This window comes from Candidatus Limnocylindrales bacterium, from assembly GCA_035559535.1.
Taxonomy (GTDB): domain Bacteria; phylum Moduliflexota; class Moduliflexia; order Moduliflexales; family JAUQPW01; genus JAUQPW01.
Genome location: DATMBG010000051.1, coordinates 443,616 through 468,353, shown reverse-complemented (window position 1 = coordinate 468,353; position 24,738 = coordinate 443,616). Strand labels below are relative to the sequence as shown.

Here is a 24,738-nt window from a genome sequence, read left to right as displayed (position 1 = left end):
TCTTATTACAGATTTCAGGTTTCAGCTTAAAATCCATGGTCTGAAATCGGAAGTCTCAAGTGTGAAGGTGTTAATCCAGGCGATCCACACCGCAGTAAAGGGAAGAGCCCGATACAAAGTATCTTTGCTTTATCGTTCAAACTCCTTTAAAAAAGAACTTGAGTTCAGGCTCCTAAATAAGGAAGGAATCTATCAGGTCTCTGCCAACGTATTGACCGGAAATGTTCTGGTTGTTTTTAACTCAGATAACACGGTATCAGAAATAGCGGCCCTTATTGAGGATATTGCGCTTAAATATGAAAACCAGGAAACTGGGCGATCCGAAAACCTCGGTCCTTCTTTTCTTCCAGGAGGATCAACCCGGCAAGAAAATTTATCCTTTTCTTTTTCCAAAGAGAACTTACCAAAGCCTTTAAATCCCCCTTCTGAGAGATTAATAACCTCAGCTTTCCCCCTATCTTATAGAAAAGAAGAAAAACCGGCGGATTTGGATGCTTCTTCCCTGCCTGCTATCAGAAGAACCTTAAGAAAGCTGATTACTCAAGAGGAAGAGCAGGTTCTCAAACCCTGGTATCTGGTGGATACCGAGGAGGTTATAACTGCCTTTAATAGCTCAGGGGAATCCGGTTTATCCGGTGAGGTTGCCAGGGAACGTTTGAAGACATATGGGCCCAATGTCTTACCTGAATCGGCTCCTCGCTCCGGGCTTAGTATCTTTTTTGATCAACTAAACTCTCTTCCTGTAGCTCTTTTAACTGTAGCGGCGGGTATTTCCCTTTTTACCGGTGGACTTGCAGATGCAGTGGTTATTATGGGGGTTGTTGCCATCAACGCAACGATTGGTTATATAACAGAAACCCAATCGGAGAAAACCATTCATGCTCTCAAGAGCTTAATCAGACCTTCCGCTTTGGTAATCCGGCAGGGTTACCTCCAGGAAATAAGGGCAGAGGAAGTCGTTCCAGGAGATGTGCTGGTCCTTAGACCCGGAAGCTACGTGGTTGCTGATGGTCGACTCATTGAGAGCCATCATCTTAGTATAGATGAATCTGCTCTAACCGGGGAAAGTGTGCCGGTTCTTAAAACCTCTCAACCTATTCTCTCTTCAAAAGCTGTCCCTTTGGCCGATAGAGTAAATATGGTTTATATGGGAACTTTGGTTACCGGGGGACAGGGACTTGCCGTTGTTGTGGCTACTGGTAAGTTTACGGAGATGGGCCAGATTCAAACCCTTGTTGGAGAGGCGGAAACCCCTGAAACTCCCATGGAAAGGCAGTTAAACAGAATGGGACGTCAGCTGGTTCTGATAGGTGGTACGATTTGTGGTTTGGTTTTCGTAATTGGACTCCTGCGGGGATATGGTTTCACTCAAATGCTGACCACCTCTATCTCTCTGGCCGTAGCTGCTGTTCCTGAAGGACTTCCAACCGTTGCAACCACCACCCTGGCCCTGGGTATTCGGAATATGCGGAAACAGAAAGTTCTTATCCGCCATCTCGATGCTGTAGAGACTCTGGGTTCTGTTCAAACCCTTTGTTTGGATAAGACAGGAACCATTACTTTGAATAAAATGGCTGTGGTTGCTATCCATACGGGAATGAAATCCTTGAGAGTATCCGAGGGCAAATTCATGACGGGAAAGGAGTCGATTAACCCTTTCACCTGTGAAGAATTATTGAGGTTGATTCATATCTCAGTTCTCTGTAATGAAACTGAAATCATTAGAACAGACAATGAGTATATTCTTAAAGGTTCTCCTACTGAAAATGCGCTGATTCACATGGGGATCAGTGCGGGGGTTGATGTGATAGAACTTCGGAAAGTACATCCCATAGTGAAGATCAGTCACCGTTCCGAAAATCGTAACTTTATGAGCACCCTTCATAGGACTCATGATATAGGGGAATCCGGTAAGTCTTCTCTGCTTCTGGCCTTAAAAGGGAGTCCTACAGAGGTTTTATCCCTTTGTGATTGGCAGATCAAAGATGGAATAAAGATCCCACTTACGGAAGAGGATCGACTACGCATAGAAATGGAGAATGAATTCATGGCCGGAGAGGCCCTTCGGGTTCTGGGGGTTGCCCATACTTACTTCGATGAGGGAGAGGAAAATCTTAACGTCCAGAAAGGGTTGATATGGCTCGGTCTTATCGGGATGATAGATCCCATAAGAAAAGGGGTCAAGGAAGTTCTTGGAGTTCTTCACCAAGCCGGAATCAATACGGTCATGATAACAGGAGATCAAAGCCCGACGGCTTACGCCATAGGAAAGGAACTCCATCTAAGTCAGGATAAGCAACTGGAAATTCTGGATTCAACCCATCTTACCGAAATGGACCCGGAGATTTTAAAGGGATTAGCCGAACGGGTACACGTTTTCGCAAGGGTCAGCCCTGCCCATAAGCTGCGGATTGTTCAAGCTCTCCAGAGGGCCGGAAAAGTCGTTGCCATGACAGGCGATGGAATTAATGATGGACCGGCTTTAAAGGCAGCAAATATCGGAATTGCCATGGGAAAGACAGGGACCGATGTGGCTCGAGAAGTAGCCGATATTATACTTGAAGACGATAACCTCGAAACTATGATTGTTGCCCTAAGCCAGGGACGGACTATTTATAATAACATACGGAAATCGGTTCATTTCCTCTTGGCTACTAACCTGAGTGAAATCATGGTGATGTTTGTGGCCCTTACGGCAGGTCTGGGTCATCCTTTGAACGCCATGCAACTCCTGTGGATTAACTTAATTTCGGATATCTTTCCAGGTCTTGCTCTTGCTCTGGAATCTCCAGAACCTGATATCCTTAGCCGACCTCCCCGAGACCCCGAGGAACCTATCCTTAAAACATCCGATTTTAAAAGAATAATCTTCGAAGCGGGAACAATAGCCGGTGGTGCCTTGGGAGCTTATGGTTACGGGATTCTAAAATATGGTCGGGGGCCCCAGGCAAGTACTCTGGCCTTTATGGGATTAACCTCAAGTCAGCTTCTTCATGCTATGAGTTGCCGCTCTGAGAAATACGGTTTATGGGATAAAGGGAAACTTCCGTCTAACACTTATCTTACGATGGCTTTAGGAGGCTCCTTTGCATTACAAATCGTCGCTCTCCTGATTCCAGGAATCCGGAATCTCCTCGGCATTACCCCTATAAGTCTGACTGATAGCCTGGTCGTAGGGAGTAGTGCCCTGGTTCCGCTTATATTAAATGAAATAACGAAAAATAAAAAGATATTCTAAGAATCGTTTGATAGAAGCCATGTGAAAATGATCCTGGGTTGGTGAAGAAAGCTACTTCCAACCGAGATTATCCCCTAAATTTACTCCTAATTAAGGGTAGGCATTTATGAAAAAAGATTTCATGTTTACATCGGAATCTGTCACGGAAGGGCATCCTGATAAGCTTTGTGATCAAATCAGTGATGCCATCATCGATAGATTCCTTCAACAGGATCCTTATTCCAGTATTATTGCGGAATGTGCAGTATCTACGGCTATCCTCTTCATAGCGGCCCGATTTGCATCTACCGCCAGCGTGGATATTCCAAATACTGCAAGACAGGTCATCAGTCAAGTCGGTTATGAATACCCGGATTTTAACAGTAAGACTTGCAGTATTGTAACCAGTCTTAAGGAGTCACCCCTAGAAGAGCAAATGTATTTTGACGAAAAAAAGCTGTCAGAGGAGGAAATAGACCAGATTCCTGTAAAAAACCAGGTTACGGTTTTTGGCTTTGCATGTGACCAAACTCCCGCCCTGATGCCTCTTCCAATCTGGCTTGCCCATAAGCTTGCAAGGCGGATTACCTCCGTAAGATTCCAAAAAATACTCCCCTATCTCACTCCCGATGGCAAGACCCAGGTAGGCGTCGAATATAGAAATCGTAAGCCCTATCGGATTCATAGTATCACAGTTATAGCCAGTCAAAATAAACCCAAAGATCCCGATTTAGCGAAGCTGAGAGAAGATCTCCGGGAGGTTATTATTGGTCCGGTATTTCAAGATGAAGAAATTCAGCCCGACGAAAAAACCCGAATATTCATCAACCCAGATGGCCCACTCATTATAGGCGGTCCCTCCAGCCACTCTGGCCTTACCGGAAGAAAAACGGCCATAGATACCTATGGAGAATATTCTCGACATAGTGGTGCTGCTCTGAGCGGAAAGGATCCTATGCGAATAGATCGGATCGGTGCCTATGTAGCCCGATATGCTGCTAAAAATGTGGTTGCCGCCGGCCTTGCCTCTGAATGCGAGGTTCAGTTAAGTTATTCCATCGGCCTTTCACGACCCGTAAGTGTTCAGGTAGAAACCTTTGGCACAGGTAAAATCCCCGATGAAGAAATCATGACGCGCATTCAGAAACATTTCGATTTTCGCCTTGCGGGGATCATTAAACAATTTAACCTGAGATTTCTTCCTGCTACCGTTAAGGGAGGTTTCTATAGAAAACTGGCTGCCTATGGCCATGTTGGCAGGATGGATTTGGGACTTCCCTGGGAAGTTACCGATAAGGTTCAGGTTCTATCCGGATCATAACCCTCCACGGTCCAGTTCCGGGATAACTTGTTGGGTTTGATAAGGGCCAGAACTGCCTTACCGACCTTGGTTAAAAAATGGGAATAAAAGGGTAAGTTTATTTCACCCTTGAAAATTTGGTACCAAAAGATAAAGTGATGAAGGGAAGCACCCTGTTATATAAGAACCTTTATGAAGGAGAGAGAAGAGCCTTCTAAGGCTTCTTCTACCAAGGTTCCAAAAAAAGCTTTCCAAATTACCTTACCTATTTTTGCGACTATATCCCGTATATATTGATCATTTGTTACCGCCCGGGACCAGTCAAAATAATCTTGCTGATTCAGGGTATTCAAGATTTCTTCCGAGTTCACTACCTCAGGATCATAGTGAATAACAATACTCCCTGTAAGAGGGTTTACAAGGGTTGAAAGAATGCCAGGTATCGAGTGAAGAATTCTTTGGATGGCTTTAGCCTGCTGAGAGCTGCTTTTAGCAACAGGAGTCTTGATGCGTAGTCTTCCTGGAATGTTATGAATATAATAGCTCATTTTATCCCTCCTTCATTAGGGTTTTCAGGTACGTTCTGCACTCTGGATAATTTGAACACCTGAATCGAAGGGTTTTTTCTTCCCTCTTATAGAGATGCATGAACTTTCCACAGGTAGGACAGGTAGGTCTATTCCTTACCTCAGATTTTTTGGCTCCAAAGGTAAATTGCTTTCCACATAAGAGGCATAGGAAGCGCTGTTTTCCTGTTCGTGCCTTTCCATATCGATAAATTGCATCTGAACTACAATAAGGACACTTCACATGAAGTCCCTCTAATTTCAAGTGAAATTCTTCTGATGTATATAACTTGCTCATAATCTGGCCGATAGCTCCGAGAATTTGAATCTGATAGGCAGGGGCATAAGTTCTATATTGTTAATAGCAACCGACCATTATGCCATTATGAATGATTCGTTAAATTTCTGTTAAACCCCATCGAAAAAGTAAAGGATGCCGTCAGGGTAAAGTAGAGAGATAAATTCGTACGGAGTCTTTAGATACGCCCGGGAGAAACAAAAAAAATATTGGACCTGACTCTTCCAACTTTCCTTCCCTCCCAAAAAAAGAGAGAGTGAGGTCCCCAAGCCCTCTCCAAATTCTCCTTTCCTGACACAAAAAGGGTTAGGCGAGGAAAAACCTATTCCTGAAAGGGGACAGGAGGCTTTCAAGAAGATCCGGTAAAAAAGGAAATAAGAGAAACTGACCTTAACAGACTTGTATCAGTTTAACCCCGGGGTACTGAATCAAAGTCTTTAGAAGTTTCTTAAAAGCACTGACTTCTTTAAAAACCGTATAAAAAGCGAATTTAGCTTTGAGAGGCAGGAGTCGTTAATTGTTGGTTCTTTTTGCCGATAAAAATTGCAAGGATGAACCAGATGACCACAAGCCCAAGGTTTACCAGGGCAAAATTTTTGGTGTTGAAGGCCAGCTTATTGACCCCGACATAGACCAATCCTGCGGAGAGAACATCTCCGGCCCGCACAAAGAAGGTGTCAACAGCCTGTTTAGCTTTGTATTTTTCTTCTCGTGTAGTGGGTAAAAACAAAGCGTTGCGAACGGTATTTTGTAGACTATAGTCGGTTGCATTCTCTGCAATCTTTACCCAACGGACTACACCCAAGATGGGATAGAAGGCAAGTAAGGCATAACCACTCAGGGCAATTATTGGTAGAATAAGGATCGCAATCTGTATGCCCAGGTATTTGAGGATACGAGAAACCAGGAAAAGCTGGGCCAGGAGTCCCAACATGTTTACCCAGGTAAAAAAGTCCGAGTAAAACTTTCCTATAAATTCTTTTTCGGAGAGCCCTCCCGAGTTTCCTGAAGCTACTGCCTCAATGGCCGCCTTTGATACCGTTTTTCCCAGGATATATTCTCCGTTGGTATTTACCCAGTTCAAAAATAACATAAGGCAGGCGATTAAAAGCAGGTACTTACTCTTAATAACCAGTTGAAAGCCGCCTCCTTTGCCAATGGGCGCTTCTCCTGGTGACAAGGCAGGTTTCGGTCCCGCCTTTATTTTAACTTGGTATTGTTCTCGCTGATCGATGAAATTTGTAATGAGAAGGCTTAGAATCAAAATAGCTGCACCGACCAAAAGAAGTTGATACACTCCGAGCAGGCCGATAAGATGGCTGGTAATAAAACTTCCAAATACAGCTCCTGAGGAAGCCCCAAAGGCTACAATAGGGAAGAGACGTTTTCCTTCTTCTGGAGTATAAAGGTCGTTGGCAAAGGACCAGATTTGAGCTATAACCATCAGGTTAAAGATTCCCATCCACAAATAAAACACAACTCCCAGGGGGACATTAAGATGGGCGAGAAGGTAGAAAAATACCAGACAAGCAGTGAAGAAAACCGTAACAGTATTGATAAGTCGGCGTCTTGTGAAACGGCTTGCCAGTGCAGAATAGAGGGGTACTGCACCGAGAAGTAAGAGAGCCTGCCCCGCCGCCGCATAGCTTTTTATCTCGGCACCTCCTCCCGCAAGGATCAGGGCTTCACGTACAGGTTTAAGGACGTAATAAGCAGTCAGAATAAGAAACAGGTTTATGGTCAATAGAAGGACGGTCGGTCCTTCCCCGGCTCGAACTTCGGTGAAGAGCCCAAGGAACTGCTCTAGCACGCTCTTTCTGGATCTGACTTCTACAGTCCTCATAAACTCCTACCCGGAAATCCGTTTTCTTTGATCCGGATAGGCCTTACATCGGATCAATGAAGACGGGTTTCTCCTCTGACTTTTGGTTAAATCCAGGGCAGTCTCCGTTTTCCTACTTTAATTCTCTCTCTCAATGCCTACAACGGTTCTATGTGAACCGTTTCGTATAAACACTTCTACCTTCTTCTTCCAGTTTACCTGGTTTTTACTTATCGTTCGTATCCTTACCATCCAATAGGGAGAACCATCCTGTGGAAGAGGTAAAGAAGGAGAAGATAGCGATTGAGGGGGACCTAAGGGTTCCGATGAGCCTCGTTGATTATCGAATCGGAACCATTGATACTCATAAGCTTCCACCGGAGCCAGCTTAGCCTCTACTCCCAGGTTTTTGAAGTTTAAAGTTCGGGTCTCGTCGTTTAGTTGAAAATCATCCAGGGGATTAATCTGACTCAAGTAGTACTGAATAATCTTATCTCTTCTTCGAAGGAGGGTTTCAATCAGGTAGTTCTCGGCTTCTGGATTGGAGATTTGTCCGGTTTTCACAATGGCCCGGATGGCTTCATCATTGAAATGCATGACGGTACGGGTTGCCCAAAAGGCATCTTCGTTCTGCATCCGAATGAATGCAGGATTGGGATAGTTGGGTTTCCAACTCTCCGGTCTGAAGAAGGAAGATTCGAATCTTCCTATCTCGGGATAATTGGGATATTTGATATGCTGCCAGGGACGACCTTTAAATCCTAACGTCAAAGCAGACTTCCATATAGGGTCCCATTCCAGGAGATAGGCAAAACCTTCACGACGTGCATTGGGTTTTACAGAGGCACTACCCAGCGTGGCGCCAAAATCGATGAGGTAATGTTTAACATAACTCCGTCCTTCCTCGGTGACGTACATATCCAGAGAGTTAATACTGCGGGAGTCGTTGTGATTCAACCAGGCAGCAAAGACGCGTAGTCCCCGTAACTCGCGCCGATCTTCATGGGGGAAAATATCGTTGGGGTCATCACTTCGTGTTCCATAATATTTAAAAGGCCCTAACGGCTCTCCAGGAAGTTTAAGGCTTGCAACAACTTGAATGGTTCCATCTGGACGTTTAGGAACCTTCTTGAGAAGCTCTACGACATCCTCCAGGGTCATCTTTCTTTTCTTGCCATCTTCCCCGGTAACCACGGCTTCGGGATCGATTTGAAGTTGATCTGGTTGCAGAAAGGCCAGATAGTTTTCGGGCACGTTATATCCAAAGGCATAGAAAAACTTGGTGCTGATTACCTCGGTAGAGGTTGCCATCTGGGGATATTGTAAAGGATCGAACTTGATAAAGTAGATATCTCCTCGTCCATCTCGGATTACAAACCCGGGTGTAATTCCTTCGGATTTAGCTTTAATAATCGTCCAGGGTTGCGACCTGTCAGGTCCATCCCCCCGGTTGGGACCCCGAACCAATTGCTCCACGGTCATGGGATGAAGTCCAATTCGGTTGGTAAACCAACTGGAATCAGGGACCTCTCCCAAGGTATTAATATTTTGAGCCCGCCGGTTAAAGCTACCCCCTGGGTCTGCAAAGGTGTTCTCCAGGAAGTCATAGACCTGGCTTAACTCAATTTGCCGGGGCTTAGGGATGGAAAATCGATCGGGATCTACCCAGATGGGATCATCCGGTAAGAATTTTGGGCCTTTATCGGTTGTTGAAGGTTGCCTGTCTCCCTTGAGCTGAGGGGAAAGATATGTGGCCGGTTGGTTCTGACTTTTAGCGATGGCCCACGGATGGCCCATGGTACCCAACAATAATATCAAACTGATGACCTTGAAAGGTCGTTCGAACCATTTTTTATTCTTTGTATTCTTTACCATGGTTATCCATACAAAAGTCTGAAGTCACCTCATTTTCCTTTGTGAGGTGATCTAAAACATTCTAAGAGTTTAGAACGACGATCCGAATTTAAAATGAAACTCAGTGCCCTCGCCGCTATGACCTACATCAAATCTGAAGATGACTGCCGAAGGGGCCTTAATTCTGATTCCAAAACCGTAGCTGTTCTCTAAGTCCTTGAAATTAAAATCTGAACGGTCGGGAAAGACTTTTCCCGTATCATAAAAGAGGGCAAGTTCTAAAGCTGAGGCAGCCTCAAAGCGATATTCTGCCGAAAGGTACAACAGGTCGTTATCTTGAAATCGGAAGGTAGCAAAACCCCGAAGCGTATCACCTCCACCGAGCGTTTCTTGAAGATAGAAGGGAACCTGGCTCCCCTTGTCCGCATCGCTCAAGGACGTGAAGAAACGTAAAGCCAGTATCTGGGATCTTGAAAATAATGGCAGGAATTGCCGGGTTTCGAAGATAAAACGGTTAAAGTCAAATTGACTTTTATCCACATCATCAAATCGAGTAAATGAAAAACCTACCAAACCCCCTTTATGAGGATTCCCGGATACATCCCGGTAATCAAAGAGTACAAAGGGTCTCAAGAGAAAAAAATCTGGTTGCTCTGTCAATCCCGGCGCCGAAGTCTCGTTGAATAAAGCCTGGGTATCCGGAAAACGATCATCGGTCCCGCCACCGATATCGAATTGTTGAAACCCTAACCGGGTCCCTACTCGAAGCCATCGAGAAAATCTATATCCTATAACGGCATCATAGGAAGTGTTCTTGAGCCTGAAATTCGACCGATCTTCTTCTCTGGATTGGGGCCCAATACCGAAAAAGTCCTCTTGGGGAAAATCCCGATAACGAAGGTCCACGTAATAAAAGGAACCTCGTTGTTTTATCGGAATATCTCCCAATTGGTAGATACGCTCGGAGCGAATAGACTCCAAAAGAAGTCCGGGCTCCGCTTGTGGAATCTTTCCAAATTGAAAGGCATATTCTTGATAACCATGCAATGAGCCAGCTGCCGAGAGTTGAAGGTCAAGGGATGAATCGCCCAAATCGGGTTTCCAATAACGAACCCCCAGGGAGATACCAGATCCTGTACTAATACTTCCGGCTTGAGGGTAGAATCCTTTGTAGTTAAGATGTAAGAGTTTGTCGAGATTTTGTTCTACCCAAAGGAAATCCCTTTCCAATCCTGTCTGACGATAAGGCTCGATTTTTTGAAGCTTTTGAAGACGCTGTTGTTCTAGCTGTTCGGTTCGACTGCCCGGGCCTTCCTCTGAGGCACTTAAAACTCCACCCGGGATAAGTAGAAGAATGATGAGAAAGAGCTTTTGTATCATGGGTATGACTTATGTGGATAAACCGTCAGGATCAAGTTTTCCTCAATTTTTCCTCCGCGTTTTAATTTGTCAACATTTAATTATCATACATTCAACTTATAACAGGTTATAAAAGATCACGATCAGGATGTACTAAAAGAAATTTGGATACATCTCTTTCCTTTATAAGTTATAAAGTATAAAGCAACTTTATTTTTTGGCAAGTTTTATAAGTAAAAAGTAGGGGCGTACGGCCGTACGCCCCTACTCTTCTGGGTTAACCTCTAGTTTCGACAAACATCTTTTCTGCAACCAGGGACACGCAGGAGGTTCAGCTAAGCCTTATCCTGGCGCGTGTGGGGAAACACCCCCCCTTCCCCCTCGAGGGGGGGTGTTCAGACCAAAAATAAGGCTTTTCCCCTTCTTAGCTTGATAGGTATGCCGTTTACCCCATGCCATGGCCTGTCCCAAGCTCAAGGGAAATAGGTGGAGGGAAAATTAGGATGGGGGGGCTCATATCCAAATGTCAGATCTGATTAAAGTTTAGGCATCTATTTACTAAGTTATAGGCAGTTTGTGTAATACTTTCTCTTTCTATATTTTACCTTATCCTCTTAGCTTTTATTTCCCAGCAGATCTAGAAGAAGGTGATTAAAAAATCATCAAAATTTTTATCAACCCACTACTCCGTCGTAATTAAATTTTAACCAGACAATGGCATTTAGGTTGCACTTTTAGGGATTTGCTGGTAAGCTGTTTTCAAGCATTATCTATCGGGTTTCAACCGCTCTGATAGAACGGAAAAGGTAAAGCCGCGGCCTGGAAGGTTCGAGTAAAATTCCCTTTTCTCCCTTTTATCGTAGGGAGAAGAAGGAGTAATCCTGGGCCGGGCAGATACATTTTTGGATTTGGAAAGTTGAGGAACCCCGTTTTCCATGGGAACAGAGGTTTCTCAATGAAGGAAAAGACATGTATTTAACCGAACGAGAGCAAGAAAAACTCTTGATATTTCTGGCCGGTGAGTTGGCCAGAAAGCGGCGAGCACGAGGACTCAAGCTTAATTACCCGGAAGCCGTTGCTTTGATTACCTCTGAGATCCTGGAGGGTATTCGGGACGGAAAATCCGTTACCGAGCTTATGGCTTACGGGGCGACTATCCTCACCCGGAACGATGTAATGGAGGGAGTTCCGGAGATGATTACAGAAATTCAAGTAGAAGGGACGTTTCCCGATGGGACGAAGTTGGTTACGATCCACGACCCGATAAGATCCTAGAAGGACAAAAACCCGGAAGTGTGGAGGCAGGAAGATACGAGGGCAGAAAGTTCCTGTATCTTTGAGTTTTCACGCTTCGAATCAGATGATTCCAGGTGAATATATTCTCAAAGAAGAAGATATTCTTGCAAATGTCAGTCGGAAGGTCATCGAGCTGGTTGTTACCAACACCGGAGATCGGCCTATTCAGGTAGGTTCTCATTATCACTTCTTTGAAGTGAACCGGTTTTTACAATTTGATCGAGAGAAAGCTTATGGTATGCGGTTGAATATCCCCGCAGGTACGGCGGTTAGATTTGAGCCCGGAGATCAGAAAAGGGTCGAGCTGGTAGAAATTGGAGGAAGCCGCACTATCTATGGGTTGAACGGTTTAGTTGGAGGCAATTTAGAGGAGAAGAAGGCCATAGCTCTAAAAAGGGGAGAATCCTATGTTAAGAATACCTAGAAGAACCTATGCGAATTTGTTTGGTCCTACCACAGGAGATAAAGTTCGACTGGCCGATACCGAATTGATCATTGAGATTGAAAAGGATTATACCCATTATGGAGACGAATGTGTCTTTGGGGGTGGTAAAGTCCTTCGGGATAATCTGGGCCAGTCGGCACAGCATACACGGGCCGACGGGGCCTTAGATTTGATTATTACCAATGCCATCATCCTGGATTACTGGGGAATTGTAAAGGCAGATATTGGAATTCGAGATGGTCGTATTTGGGGTATTGGCAAAGGAGGGAATCCGGGGGTCATGAACGGGGTGGATCCTTCCATGGTGGTAGGGCCTTCTACCGAGGTGATCGCCGGGGAAGGCTTGATCGTTACCCCGGGGGGTATTGATTCCCATATCCATTTTATCTGTCCGCAGCAGATCTGGGAAGCCTTATATGCCGGTATTACAACCATGGTCGGAGGCGGTACGGGGCCTGCTACGGGAACCAACGCAACCACCTGTTCCCCCGGAGCCTGGAATATTCACCGGATGTTGGAAGCTGTAGAAGGTTTTCCCATGAACTTTGGGTTCTTAGGAAAAGGGAATTCGGCCCTTCCCAAACCTCTTATTGAACAGATTGAAGCAGGAGCTATTGGATTGAAACTTCATGAGGACTGGGGGACCACCCCGGCTACCATTGATTGTGCCCTCTCGGTGGCAGAGGATTACGATGTACAAATTGCCATTCACACCGACACCCTGAACGAATCGGGATTTGTTGAAGATTCCATTGCCGCTTTTAAAGGTCGGACGATCCATACCTATCATACGGAAGGGGCAGGCGGGGGGCACGCACCGGATATCATCAAAGTTTGCGGGGAAGCCAACGTCCTTCCCTCTTCAACCAATCCCACCCGTCCTTTTACGGTTAACACTGTAGAAGAACATCTGGATATGATGATGGTGTGTCATCATCTAGATCCTAAAATTCCTGAAGATGTGGCGTTTGCCGAATCCCGGATTCGGGCAGAAACCATTGCTGCCGAAGATATTCTTCACGACCTGGGGGCCTTTAGCATGATGAGTTCAGATTCCCAGGCTATGGGTCGAGTAGGAGAAGTTATTATTCGAACCTGGCAGACGGCCGATAAGATGAAACGACAGCGAGGACGTCTCCCCGAGGAAACAGGAGATAATGATAACTTCAGAGTGAAACGATACATAGCTAAATACACCATTAATCCGGCTATTACCCACGGTATTTCCAGTTATGTGGGTTCTATCGAAATAGGGAAAATAGCCGATTTGGTACTTTGGAAACCGGCGTTCTTCGGAGTAAAACCGGAAATTATCCTCAAAGGGGGATTCATCGCAGCCAATGCCATGGGTGATCCCAACGCTTCCATACCAACTCCCCAACCGGTTATCTATCGCCCCATGTTTGGCTCCTTCGGAAAGGCTCCGGCAAGTACGGCTTATAGCTTCGTATCGGAAATATCTCTGAAGAAGGGAATCTCGTTTAAACACGAACGTCCCCTTCTACCGGTTAAAAATTGCCGTAATATCGGAAAAAAAGATATGAAACTCAATGCCTATCTTCCGAAAATGGAGGTTGATCCGGAAACCTACGAAGTTCGGGCAGACGGGATACTCTTGAAATGCGAACCGGCTTCAGTACTCCCCATGGCTCAGCGATACTTTCTCTTTTAAAGACGGGGGGGATGAAAAGTAGGACATTTTTGTCCGTATCTTGTTTCTGGACTCCTCTCTCGAAATACCCCTGAGGTTCTGCTGCAAACTCTCCTTGCACTGCGGCAGGACCTCTAGACCTTATTCTCGATTAAGATTGGATCACAAGAAAAAGTACGGGCGGACGGCCGTCCGCCCGTACTCTGAGTTATAGGCATAGCCCTGGGTCTTTACCTTTTATATGATCCTGGTTCAAGAACTCAAGCGATGGGATCTGACCGGAAAAGAAATTGAATATATTCCCATGACCTGGGAAGACCGGCAGAGGACCCGGCAGCGAATTAAAACAAAAAGCGGACTGGAATTAGGTCTGACTTTACCCACGGGAACCCTTTTACAGCCCGGGGACGTCCTTCACGTCGAAGGAAATCTTGCTTTTATCGTGGCTGCCCGTGAGGAAGATGTGCTGGTGATTAAACCCGACGATTGGAGAGAAGCCGCCCTGGTAGCTCATCACATAGGCAATCAACATAAAACCATTGCCATCGAGCCGGACGGTATTCTCGTTCTCTATGATCTTCCTCTGGAAGTTTTTTTAAAAAAAATAAAAGTTACCTTCCGGCGAGAGCTTCGTCCCTTTAAGCCACACTTTCAAAGTCATTCCCCATGACAAAAAAAGAATTTAATTTTTCCTAAAATATGGGCCTTCGACATCTTCGACTTCTCCAAATAGCCGATTCTCTCTTCCCTATTGGAGCCTACTCTTTCTCGGAAGGGCTAGAAGCCTATGCTCAATCCCATAGCCTTTCTAAGGAAAATCTGCTAAAGTTATTAACGACCGCTCTCCGACAGGGAAAAGGAAAAGGGGATGCCCTGGCTTTAAAGTTAACCCTGGAAGCACTCGAGAAGCAGAACCTGAAAGAGGTTTTGGAGCTGGATGGGTTATTGACAGCCCTTAAACCGGTAAAAGCTTTCCGTGAGTCCAGTATTCGAATGGGGATCCGATTTTTAAAAACCCTTCAAGAGGTCTATCCGGACCCTCTTCTGAGCCAACTCCTCCAGGCTATCACCCAGGGAAAAATGCAGGGACATTATGCCATAGCCTATGGAGCCGGATGCTTCATTTTGAAAATTCATAGGGAAGAAGCCCTACAGACCTACCTTTCCTCCTGGACACTTTCCATGATCTCGGCGGCCATTCGCCTCTTTGCTTTAGGACAGGTAGAGGGACAGAAGCTTATCCGGGATCTTCATCCTATCATATGGGAGGTAGTCCATCGGGTCCTTACAGGTAAAAAGGAAGATCTAGCTCCATTTACCCCGGCCCTGGATATCCGGGGAATGCAACACGAATTCTTGTATACGCGGTTGTTCAGGTCCTAGAAATTATCTCTAACCTCCTTTCTTGAATCCGACCAAAAAGAAGGGTGACATTTTGCCTTACGGCAGGGACATGTAACCCTCCATTCCGGCTTTTGTTCAGCCCTTTTGAAATGGGTTCTTGAGTTTTACCCTATTCTACCCTGACCTTTATAACCTCTGAAAAGAGAATACGCCCCGAAGGTCCCAGGATCCCTCCCTTGAGCCCTATCTGGGAAGCTTTTTCGGTTCCGTACAAGAAAGCTGCGGTAAGGGTATATTCTCCAGGGGTTTGAGGAGCTTTCAAGGTGTAAATAACCCTTGCCTCCGGAAATTTTTTCTCAGCAAGGTCGGATTTGATTCCGTTAACCAAAATAAAGTTGATATTCCTCTTAAGTTCCGGAAGACGCTTCTCCAACCACCAAGTTTGAGATTTTCCATCGGGTCCAATAACCTGAGGAGCTTCCAGGATTTCCCAGCCAGTTGCAGACACAGGACTTGCCTGATCTCGTAGATTAATATCGACGAGCATAATTCCTATCACCGGGCCTGCTCCTCCCTGGGTGGTAACCATGACCTTAATCGTCTCTCCCGGTTTGGCAGATGGGGGGGCCTGGAGGGAAACTTTGGCATTTATATCTACCATTCTGACATCTTCCAGTAATCGAGCCCGATCCTCGGGACTGACCTGCTCGTAGGGCCCTTTTCCATCCCGGATAGCTTTATAATGCTTATATTCGATCAATTGCTCTGGAATCTTCTCTGGAGGAAGATCTCTTAGATACTCTGGATCTGCAACGGAATGACAGGAGGCACAAAAAGGTCCCGCGTTGGTTACATACTGAACCGGACCTTTAGGATAACCGGAGATCGGAGGATTCAGAAAAAAGGTTCCTAAGAAGAGAAAACCTGCATAAATTCCTGCTTTCTTTAAGCGGACTCCCATGACTCCTGATCTGAAAGGCGAATAAAATGAAATAACCCCCGAATCATTTCATTCGCGAACCTTGATGACAATTTCTTCGGGTTTAACCATGTCCAACTCTTCCCGGGCAATCTTTTCGGTCCAGAAAGGATCCTTACGTAGGGATAGGATTTCATCTGCCAGATTTTTATTTTCTTCTTCGAGCTGGTGGATTTCTTCTATCAATCTTGCCTTGATTCGCATCACCTCGTGAACTTTAAAAATTCCCGTTTCTTTAGAAAGTAATCCCTTTAATAAAAAGATCAAAATAATCGATAAAACAAAGTAAATCACCGAGTCAACACCCAATTTTGAAAACATTAAAACAAAAGACAAAGGGCAAAAGACAACAATGAGCCTAGTTATTTTTACCTTTTGCCCTTTGCAATTTCCGGTAAAAAGTATAAGCGATTTTCCAACCAAAGAGAGGCAAAAATCAAGAGATTTTTAAAAGTTTTTTCTCTTTTAATCAAATCACAGAAGGAAAGGAAGATCTGAGGAGGGCTTAAGGTCGTGTATTTCCCAATAGGACTTGCAGGAATCCGGATTCCTTCTTTAGGGAAGTTAAACCCCAAAGGGGAATTTTGATAGGGGAGACCCCATGCCCAAAACGGTATCAAGGGACTGACTGCAATCTCTCTATTATTTAGGAATTAGGGATTGGGAATTGGGGGAATTAAATCTCCAATTCCTAATCCCTAATTCCCAATTCCTAGTAGATTTTTTCTGGGGTCTCGGGTCCTGTCTGGAAGGTTCTCTAGGTGTGATTCCTGTAAGGAGTTATCCCACCCAGACGTATTTCCCCGTGGCTGAAGCCAAGATATCCCCGTCTGGGGACTGAATTTTACCTTCGGTTTCGAGAATATTTCTTTTCCTGCCGGCTACCCATCCCATGATGTAAATCTCTTTTCCAATGGGAACGGGTTTTGAAAATCGGGTCTCCATGCGAGCAGTTGAAACCCTACCGGGCCGGCTGGCATAAAGAGCGGCATAGGCCATGGCTTCATCTAAAAGCGTACATATGATTCCTCCATGGGCAATACCGTTATAACCCTGGTAAGGGGTCGAGAGGATGGTTTTTGCACGAACAACCCCTTTTTCTACTTCATGAAATTGAAGTTTAAGCCCTACCTGGTTATCCTGTCCACATCCAAAACATCTGTCTGCACTGGCTCGGATTTCCTCAAAGGTCATTGCATTGAGCTAAGGAGTCTAAAGTACCTAAAGCATAAAATTAACTTTGACTCACTTTAGGCCCTTCAGAGCGCTTGAGAACTTAAAATGTTACAGATATTTTAAACGTTAAACCGTATCTCCATCACATCTCCATCCTGGACTATGTAGTCTTTTCCTTCCAGTCGAAGAAGCCCTTTATTTCTGGCAGCTGCCAGAGACCCACTTTTAATAAGGTCTTCATAGCTAACCACTTCAGCCCGGATAAATCCCTTCTCCATATCTGAATGGATAACTCCCGCGGCTTGTTGAGCTTTGGTTCCTTTTCGAATCGTCCAGGCCCGTACTTCTTCCTTACCTGCAGTCAGAAAAGAGATGAGTCCTAAAAGCTCATAGGAAACCCGGATCAGCCGGGTTAATCCGGATTCCTTGATCCCCAGGTCTTCCATAAAAGCCTTTTCGGTTTCCTTATCCCCTAATTGAGAAATCTGGCTTTCTATTTCTGCACAAAGCTCGATGACAGGGATACCCAGGCTTTGGTATTTTTCTTTTAAATCCCGATAACGCTCCGGGAATTTGAGTTCTTCCTCACCGATATTTAAAACGATCAGCATGGGCTTGGCCGTTAAAAATTGGAAACCTTTGATGAGTTTTTTTTCATCTTCCGATAACTCCAACTGCCGAATGGGAATGCCGGCTTCCAAATTTTGTTTCAATTTGGTTAGAAGTTGAAGTTCTGCGACTCCCTCCTTTTCTCCTTTCTTCTTGATATTGATTTCAACCCGTTCCATCCGTTTTTCCACAATATCCAGATCCGACAGAGTCAGTTCCAGATTGACGGTGGAAATATCTCGTTCCGGATTAATGTCTCCGCCGGCGGGAGGAACCTTATCATTCTTAAAGGTTCTTACGACATGAATCAGTGCATCCACATTTCGGATGTGAAACAGAAGTTCCTTACCTAATTCCCCCTTCACACCCCCCTCTCGTCTCAATCCGGCTATATCGATATACTCCACAGTAGCCGGCGTCACTTTTTTTGGTCGGAACATTTCGGCCAGCCTATCCAGTCGTTCATCGGGTACTTTTACAATACCGATGTTGGGTTCCGCATCGGCGGGCGTAAAGGTACCCGTCTGTACCTGGCGCCCCGTAAGTACATTAAACAACGTTGTCTTTCCACTGTTTGGAAGACCGATAATACCTAACTTCATTAACTTCAGTGGGCTAAAGTGTCTGAATTAACTTCAGTGCCCGAAGGATCTTTTAATTTTAATTCCTTTTAGGTTCTTTAGGGCACTTAAAAACCCAAAACACTTTAGGCGTTAATCAATTTTCTTCTGAGAATTTCCAGGCTCATCATGGCAATTCGGGTCTGCACGAAACTTGCAGGCCCTCCCATTCCATATTTTTCTGTAACAGGTTGCGGACCCAACCCTGCAATAGAGATAAAGGTCGTGGGAGGGGTCTCCGGGGGTTGTTTCTCATTCCAGTTGAGGATTCCCGCAACCCCCAACCCCAAGCTAGCACCGGTGAGGGATCGAATTCTAGAAGCCATCTCCTCGGCTACCCGGGCACTGGCCAGACCCTGTTCCTGGATCAACTCCCGAGGAACTCCCAACAGGCTTACGACTGCCTCTTCTGTCAAGGTAGTCACACAACCTCTAAGGATAGAGAGGGCTTCCGGGGTAGTCGATAGCTTGGAAGCAATAAGTCCACCCGTGTTAGATTCCGCCACGGCCAGGGTCTTATTTTGCCTTTTGAGGGTTTCTGCCACAACCCCTTCCAAAGTATCTTGATCGGTTCCAAAGATCTGGTTAGGGAGTCGTTCCCGGATTTTTGCTTCCATCTCTGCAATAAGTCGATCTGCCGTAGCTTCATCCTCTGCCTTTGCAGTAATCCGAATATCTACCTGGCCTACATGGGCCAACAGTCCTACAGTAGGATTGGAACTGTTGACAATAAGATCTCCGATTATATGGTCTATCCTGCTTTCTCCGATACCACTGTTCTTTAAAACCTTTGATTTAATAAGCCCCTTCAATCCAAATCTCTTTTTTAAGAAAGGAATAACGGTCTTCTCCATCAGATACTTCATTTCCGATGGAACTCCCGGGATACTGATAATAACCCCCTTTTCATCATCCACGATAAACCCAGGGGCTGTTCCTACGGGATTTTCAATGGGGATGGCCCCTTCCGGGATAAATGCCTGTTTTCGGTTATTCGGACTGATACTGGTAAAACCCCGACTTCTAAATATTGCTTCAATTTGATCCATCAAATGTTGCTGAAAAACTAGCTTACGTCCCGTTGCTTCGGCTACCATCTCCCGGGTTAAATCATCTTCGGTAGGTCCTATCCCTCCCGTTGTAATTACCACTTGAGACCGGTTATGAGCCCGCTCCAAAACTTCTTTTATGCGACCGGCATTATCCCCAACCGTTGTTTTGTAAAAAAGGTTCAACCCAATGGCGTTAAGTTGCTGCGCAATATAGGTTGCATTGGTATCAACGATTTGTCCTAATAAAAGCTCCGTACCGATAGCAACAAGTTCGGCTTGTACTTGCATAGGATCCCTCCTTGTCCTGTTCGGCTTTCGCCTCTGAGTTTAAAGTTTTTCTAAAGCCTTCTGGTAGATCAATTTGCAAGTAAATTCAAATTTATTTAAAGCTTTTACTCCACGGCCTTTAAACGGATTAGTATTTTCCAGCTTTACCCGACCCAACTCCTTTAGACCCTATAATCCCTTTCACAAAGGAATCCATTTACCTGTGGGAGTTATTCTGACAACTTCACTTCCCTTCAAACGGGTGACCGGCGAGTTTCTTTCCTTATCAAAAGTAAGGCCTGGGGAAGTTTTAAGGTTTTTTGCAAAAATAAGAACTTTTTTATCTGAAGTTACTTTAATAACTCCGTTGGTACTCCAGCAGGCCCTGAAGAAGTTACCCTGCTTATCAAAACCTCTTCCGGTAGGAAGTAAGCTTATGAAGGAGAATCTGGCTCTATAGAAGTCTCCCTCAGCCTCTGAGGAAAGGTCGAAAGGAGCGTTATATGCAGGCAGTGGAGTTTCGATATTTCCGGATTTTAAACCATAAGCTGGATAAATAGATATGCCTATTCCAATCCTACTCCTCTGTATCAACTGGAGACCGTTTTGCATATTTAACTTTAATACGGTTATCTTCAACGGGCAACAGAAAAATCATGTAACTATACCAATTTAGTAGGTGTCACTTTTTCTGTCTGAACACCCCCCCCTCCAGGAGGGACTGACATAGGGTTGCTGCTGCTGAATCCCCCCTGGAGGGGCAGAGGGTACTTCTTTTTCCACCTACTAAATGGATACGGATACAAAAATCATCCAGGTGAATAATGACCCTGATTTTCCATTGACTTAGCCGTTAAATTATTGTAAATATGGATCTATGGACCATCTTGTGGAGCTTTACTTAAATTATCTTACAGTGGAAAAAGGATTGGCTCAGAATTCGCTGGAGTCTTATCGACGGGATCTAACAAAATATCTAAAATTTTTGGAAACTTCAAGGATTACGGACCTTACCCAGATTACTAAACGGGAGATCTGGAATTATAAGATCCGGCTCAAAGCCCAGGGACTGGCCCCCACTTCTATAGCCAGGATGATGGGTACTGTCAAAGGATTTCACCGCTTTCTAATCTCAGAAGGACTCACCCAGGAGGATCCGACCTTATATCTTGAATTTCCTAAAACTGAAAGTAAATTACCCCAAGTCATGAGTTTGAAGGAAGTAGACAGGCTGATGGCAGTTCCCGATGTTTCTACAACCAGTGGACTCCGGGATAAAGCCATGTTGGAGGTTTTATATGCCACCGGAGTTCGGGTTTCCGAGTTGATCTCCCTGACCCTCCAGCAGGTTAATTTAGAAATGGGATATATTATTTGTGTTGGGAAGGGATCCAAGGAACGTCTGATTCCTTTGGGAAGTGAAGCCATCTTATTTGTAAGACAGTATCTGGAGCGTGCCCGGGGAAAATTAGTTAAAAACCCTTCAGTGCCTTATCTTTTTTTGACCCGTTTTGGAGATAAATTTACCCGCCAGGGATTCTGGAAAATCATAAAAAAATACCTGCGCAAAGCCAGGTTAAACCCGGCGATTTCTCCCCATACGCTGAGACACTCCTTTGCAACTCATTTGCTGGAACGAGGCGCAGACCTCAGATCCCTACAAATGATGCTGGGGCATTCGGATATTTCCACAACTCAAATCTATACCCACATTGCCGGGCACCGATTGCGAGAGATCTATAACCGGTATCATCCCAGAGCTAATTGAAGGAGCCGATTAAACATAAATGGGTCATTTCCCTCGCCGTTATGCTGGGGCCGATGATGGAAGTCATTGACTCCAGTATTATCAATATTGCTCTTCCCAACATGATGGGGAGTTTGGGGGCAAATCTGGATGAGGTTACCTGGCTGGTGACCGGTTATATGGTAGCCAATGTAACTATTGTTCCCATTTCTGGTTGGCTGAGCATGCGGTTTGGTCGTAAGCGCTACTTCCTGGTTTCCATTTCACTTTTTACCATAGCGTCGGTTTTATGCAGTTTTGTCCATAATCTTTATCTCCTTATTTTAATAAGGATTCTTCAAGGAATTGGAGGAGGTGCCCTGGTTCCTACCTCTCAAGCTGTCCTTATGGAAACCTTCCCCCCGGAAGAGCAGGGGACCGCCATGTCTATTTTTGGATTTGGGATGATGGTCTGCCCGTCCCTGGGTTCCATCATCTCCGGCTGGGTAACCGATAATTACAACTGGTCCTGGAGTTTTTACATCAATGTTCCCCTGGGAATTCTAGCCTTTTTCCTGGTTTTGTTCTTCATCGAAGATCCCCCTTACTTAAAACCTGCTGGCTCTCGTATCGATTACATGGGATTTATCTTATTGGCTATAGGAATTGGATGTCTGCAAACCGTTTTACAGAAAGGAGAACGGGCCGATTGGTTTGAATCTAAACTTATTACCTGGCTGAGCCTCGCAGTAATGATAACTTTACCCCTATTTATTTTACGAGAGCTTAAAACAGATCACCCGGTTGTCAACCTGCGTGTACTGTCCAACCGTTCCCTTTGGGTTGGAACGATCTTTACAACAATCATAGGGTTTGGATTATATGGAAGCCTGGTATTAATCTCTGTCTATTTTCAGAATCTTCTCCACTATACCAGTTGGGAAACCGGTAAATTTTTCTTCTACTCGGCAGCAGCTATTGCTGTCGTAATGCCTATTTCTGGGAAGTTGCTTAATAAGATTTCTCCCCGGTATCTGGTAGGTACCGGGGTAGGCTTCTTTGCTCTGGCCATTTATCGTATGTCCCACTTTACCCTGGAGACCAGATATGAGGAAGTATTCTGGAATCAGATCATTCGAGGAATCGGCCTTGGGTTGTCTGTGGCTCCTCTGAATGTCATTGCTTTGAAAACCCTGGATAAAAAAGATATTCCATCGGCCTCAGGGATTTATAATTTGATGCGTCAATTGGGGGGTAGTTTTGGAATCGCCATTTTGGTGGCACTACTTACCCGGGGAGAGGCCATGCATCGGGTAAATCTCATTCAGCATATCCATACACTCAATCCCCTGGTCGTTCAACGACTCGATACCTTAGAACAAGGGTTGCTGGCCCGGGGAGAAGATTTGGTCTCTGCTAAACTGGGAGCCCTGAAACTCCTGGATCAGACCGTTCATATCCAGGCACTTATGTTATCTTTTGTAGACAGCTTCCAGTTCCTTGTCACTCTGATCTTGTTGTCCTTACCCCTTTTATTTTTATTCAAAAAAAGGTAAGTATGAGCGGATCTGTAAAACATAAATGGATTATATCCCTGGCCGTCATGTTAGGGACGATGATGGAAATCATCGATGCCAGTATTGTTAACGTGGCTCTGCCGGATATGATGGGCAATTTAGGGGCCACCCTGGATGAAATAACCCTCATGGTCACCGGATACATCGTTGCCAATGTGATTATTATTCCCCTTTCCGGCTGGTTGAGTATTCAATTCGGTCGAAAACGCTATTTCCTCGTTTCCATTGCCATCTTTACCATAGCTTCATTTTTCTGTGGTTTTGTTCAAAACCTCTATTTCCTTGTCTTTGCCCGAATTATTCAGGGAATCGGAGGAGGTGCCCTCGTTCCTACTTCCCAGGCTATCCTCATGGAAACGTTCCCACCGGAAGAACAGGGTACGGCAACATCCATTTTTGGGTTGGGTATGATGGTAGGTCCGACCCTGGGTCCGACCCTGGGAGGATGGATTACCGATAACTACGACTGGCCCTGGATTTTCTATATTAACCTCCCTATCGGCATTTTGGCTTTTTTTCTGGTGTTTTTCTTTATCGAAGATCCTCCTTACTTAAAACCGGTAAATACCCGGGTAGATTATATTGGATTTATTTTGCTGGCCGTAGGTATTGGATGTTTACAAACCCTTTTGGAAAAGGGAGAGCGAGAAGACTGGTTTGAATCTAACTTCATCATCTGGCTCAGCATCATAGCAGGGCTGACACTCCCCCTGTTTGTCTGGTGGGAGTTGAGGATAGAAAATCCCATCGTTAACCTCAGGGTCATGGCAAACCGCTCCCTTTGTATTGGATCTATCTTCAGTATGATTATCGGTTTTGGATTATATGGGAGCAATGTTTTAATTTCGGTATATTTTCAAAACCTCCTCAATTACAGTAGCCTGGAGACCGGCAAGGTCGTTTTTTATGCGGCCTCTACCATTGCCCTGATCATGCCGATTTCAGGAAGATTGGTCAACAGAATTTCTCCCCGTTATATGGTAGGACTGGGGATTAGCTTCTTTGCCCTGGCTATTTATCGGATGTCCCATTATACTCTGGAGACGGAACATAGTGAGGTGTTCTGGACCCAAGTTATACGGGGAATTGGCCTGGGACTATCCTTTGTCCCCCTGAATATTATTGCCTTGCGAACCCTGAATAAAAAGGATATTCCCGCAGCCTCGGGTATTTATAATCTTCTGCGACAGCTCGGTGGGAGTTTCGGCATTGCCATCCTGGTCGCTTTATTAACCCGAGGGGAAGCAGTCCATCGGGCCAACTTGATTCAACATGTCCATCTGCTTAATCCTCTGACAGTTCAGCGATTAAATACCCTGGAACAAGGTTTACTGGCCCGGGGAGAGGACTTTGTATCGGCTAGAATGGGTGCTCTTAAACTTCTCGATCATACGGTTAATAACCAGGCCTTGATGTTATCTTTTATCGACGCCTTCCGATTTATCGTCCTCTTAACCCTGCTCTCTCTACCCCTTCTGCTCTTGTTCAAGAAAGGATAAAAACCCCAGGGAGTCCCAGGAGAAAGATTTCCAACCTGGAATGTGATGCCTGTTTCTATTTTATTGTTTATTGACGTGATC

General features: G+C 45.1%; 19 protein-coding genes. 10 read left to right on the top strand and 9 right to left on the bottom strand.

Going from position 1 to position 24,738, the window contains the following annotated elements:
- The first annotated feature begins 61 nt into the window (after positions 1-61).
- Both VNM22_20510 and metK read left to right on the top strand, forming a co-directional pair.
- Positions 62-3,238: an HAD-IC family P-type ATPase gene (locus VNM22_20510; GenBank protein ID HWP49553.1), complete on the top strand. Its 3,177-nt coding sequence runs from the start codon at positions 62-64 to the stop codon at positions 3,236-3,238.
- Between the two features lie 106 nt (positions 3,239-3,344).
- A complete protein-coding gene (gene metK, locus VNM22_20505; protein HWP49552.1) occupies positions 3,345-4,538 on the top strand; it encodes a methionine adenosyltransferase in 1,194 nt (397 codons plus the stop codon).
- Positions 4,539-4,693: 155 nt separating this feature from the next.
- On the opposite strand, the gene VNM22_20500 is transcribed toward metK, so the two are convergent.
- From VNM22_20500 to VNM22_20485, 4 genes are all read right to left on the bottom strand, one after another.
- Positions 4,694-5,065: a hypothetical protein gene (locus tag VNM22_20500; GenBank protein ID HWP49551.1), complete on the bottom strand. Its 372-nt coding sequence runs from the start codon at positions 5,063-5,065 to the stop codon at positions 4,694-4,696.
- Between the two features lie 806 nt (positions 5,066-5,871).
- Positions 5,872-7,224 carry a hypothetical protein gene (locus VNM22_20495; protein HWP49550.1) on the bottom strand — a complete coding sequence of 451 codons (1,353 nt, stop codon included), beginning with the start codon at positions 7,222-7,224 and terminating at the stop codon, positions 5,872-5,874.
- Positions 7,225-7,341: 117 nt separating this feature from the next.
- The gene (locus VNM22_20490; GenBank protein ID HWP49549.1) at positions 7,342-9,078 is read right to left on the bottom strand and encodes a hypothetical protein; all 1,737 of its coding nucleotides are present in this window, start codon (positions 9,076-9,078) and stop codon (positions 7,342-7,344) included.
- Between the two features lie 69 nt (positions 9,079-9,147).
- Positions 9,148-10,437, bottom strand: coding sequence for a BamA/TamA family outer membrane protein (locus VNM22_20485; protein HWP49548.1), 1,290 nt, complete (start codon positions 10,435-10,437; stop codon positions 9,148-9,150).
- Positions 10,438-11,385: 948 nt separating this feature from the next.
- On the opposite strand from VNM22_20485, the gene ureA reads away from it, so the two are divergent.
- From ureA to VNM22_20460, 5 genes are all read left to right on the top strand, one after another.
- Entirely contained in the window at positions 11,386-11,691 is a 306-nt protein-coding gene (ureA, locus tag VNM22_20480) for an urease subunit gamma (GenBank protein ID HWP49547.1), read from the top strand.
- 61 nt (positions 11,692-11,752) lie between these two features.
- On the top strand, positions 11,753-12,136 hold the full coding sequence (gene ureB, locus VNM22_20475; GenBank protein HWP49546.1) for an urease subunit beta: 384 nt from the start codon (positions 11,753-11,755) through the stop codon (positions 12,134-12,136).
- Positions 12,120-13,829, top strand: a complete 1,710-nt coding sequence (ureC, locus tag VNM22_20470; protein HWP49545.1) for an urease subunit alpha — start codon at positions 12,120-12,122, stop codon at positions 13,827-13,829. Before ureB ends, ureC begins: the two co-directional genes overlap by 17 nt.
- Before the next feature lie 220 nt (positions 13,830-14,049).
- Entirely contained in the window at positions 14,050-14,478 is a 429-nt protein-coding gene (locus VNM22_20465) for an urease accessory protein UreE (protein ID HWP49544.1), read from the top strand.
- 29 nt (positions 14,479-14,507) lie between these two features.
- Positions 14,508-15,191: an urease accessory protein UreF gene (locus VNM22_20460; protein HWP49543.1), complete on the top strand. Its 684-nt coding sequence runs from the start codon at positions 14,508-14,510 to the stop codon at positions 15,189-15,191.
- Between the two features lie 130 nt (positions 15,192-15,321).
- Here the strand turns inward: VNM22_20460 and VNM22_20455 are convergent, their stop codons facing one another.
- From VNM22_20455 to VNM22_20435, 5 genes are all read right to left on the bottom strand, one after another.
- Positions 15,322-16,113: a hypothetical protein gene (locus VNM22_20455; GenBank protein HWP49542.1), complete on the bottom strand. Its 792-nt coding sequence runs from the start codon at positions 16,111-16,113 to the stop codon at positions 15,322-15,324.
- Positions 16,114-16,161: 48 nt separating this feature from the next.
- Entirely contained in the window at positions 16,162-16,425 is a 264-nt protein-coding gene (locus tag VNM22_20450) for a septum formation initiator family protein (GenBank protein ID HWP49541.1), read from the bottom strand.
- Positions 16,426-16,911: 486 nt separating this feature from the next.
- Positions 16,912-17,325 carry a PaaI family thioesterase gene (locus VNM22_20445; protein ID HWP49540.1) on the bottom strand — a complete coding sequence of 138 codons (414 nt, stop codon included), beginning with the start codon at positions 17,323-17,325 and terminating at the stop codon, positions 16,912-16,914.
- Between the two features lie 101 nt (positions 17,326-17,426).
- Positions 17,427-18,518: a redox-regulated ATPase YchF gene (gene ychF, locus VNM22_20440; protein ID HWP49539.1), complete on the bottom strand. Its 1,092-nt coding sequence runs from the start codon at positions 18,516-18,518 to the stop codon at positions 17,427-17,429.
- Between the two features lie 104 nt (positions 18,519-18,622).
- Positions 18,623-19,876: a competence/damage-inducible protein A gene (locus tag VNM22_20435; GenBank protein ID HWP49538.1), complete on the bottom strand. Its 1,254-nt coding sequence runs from the start codon at positions 19,874-19,876 to the stop codon at positions 18,623-18,625.
- A gap of 856 nt (positions 19,877-20,732) precedes the next feature.
- Between VNM22_20435 and xerD the strand changes: the two genes are divergently transcribed.
- Genes xerD through VNM22_20420 form a run of 3 tightly spaced genes read left to right on the top strand, consistent with a single transcriptional unit; the run spans position 20,733 to position 24,657 of the window.
- On the top strand, positions 20,733-21,623 hold the full coding sequence (gene xerD / locus VNM22_20430; GenBank protein ID HWP49537.1) for a site-specific tyrosine recombinase XerD: 891 nt from the start codon (positions 20,733-20,735) through the stop codon (positions 21,621-21,623).
- Entirely contained in the window at positions 21,620-23,137 is a 1,518-nt protein-coding gene (locus tag VNM22_20425) for a DHA2 family efflux MFS transporter permease subunit (protein ID HWP49536.1), read from the top strand. The genes xerD and VNM22_20425 overlap by 4 nt, the downstream gene beginning before the upstream one ends.
- 2 nt (positions 23,138-23,139) lie before the next feature.
- Positions 23,140-24,657 (top strand): DHA2 family efflux MFS transporter permease subunit, encoded by a 1,518-nt coding sequence (locus VNM22_20420; GenBank protein ID HWP49535.1) that lies wholly within the window; start codon positions 23,140-23,142, stop codon positions 24,655-24,657.
- Positions 24,658-24,738: the final 81 nt, after the last annotated feature.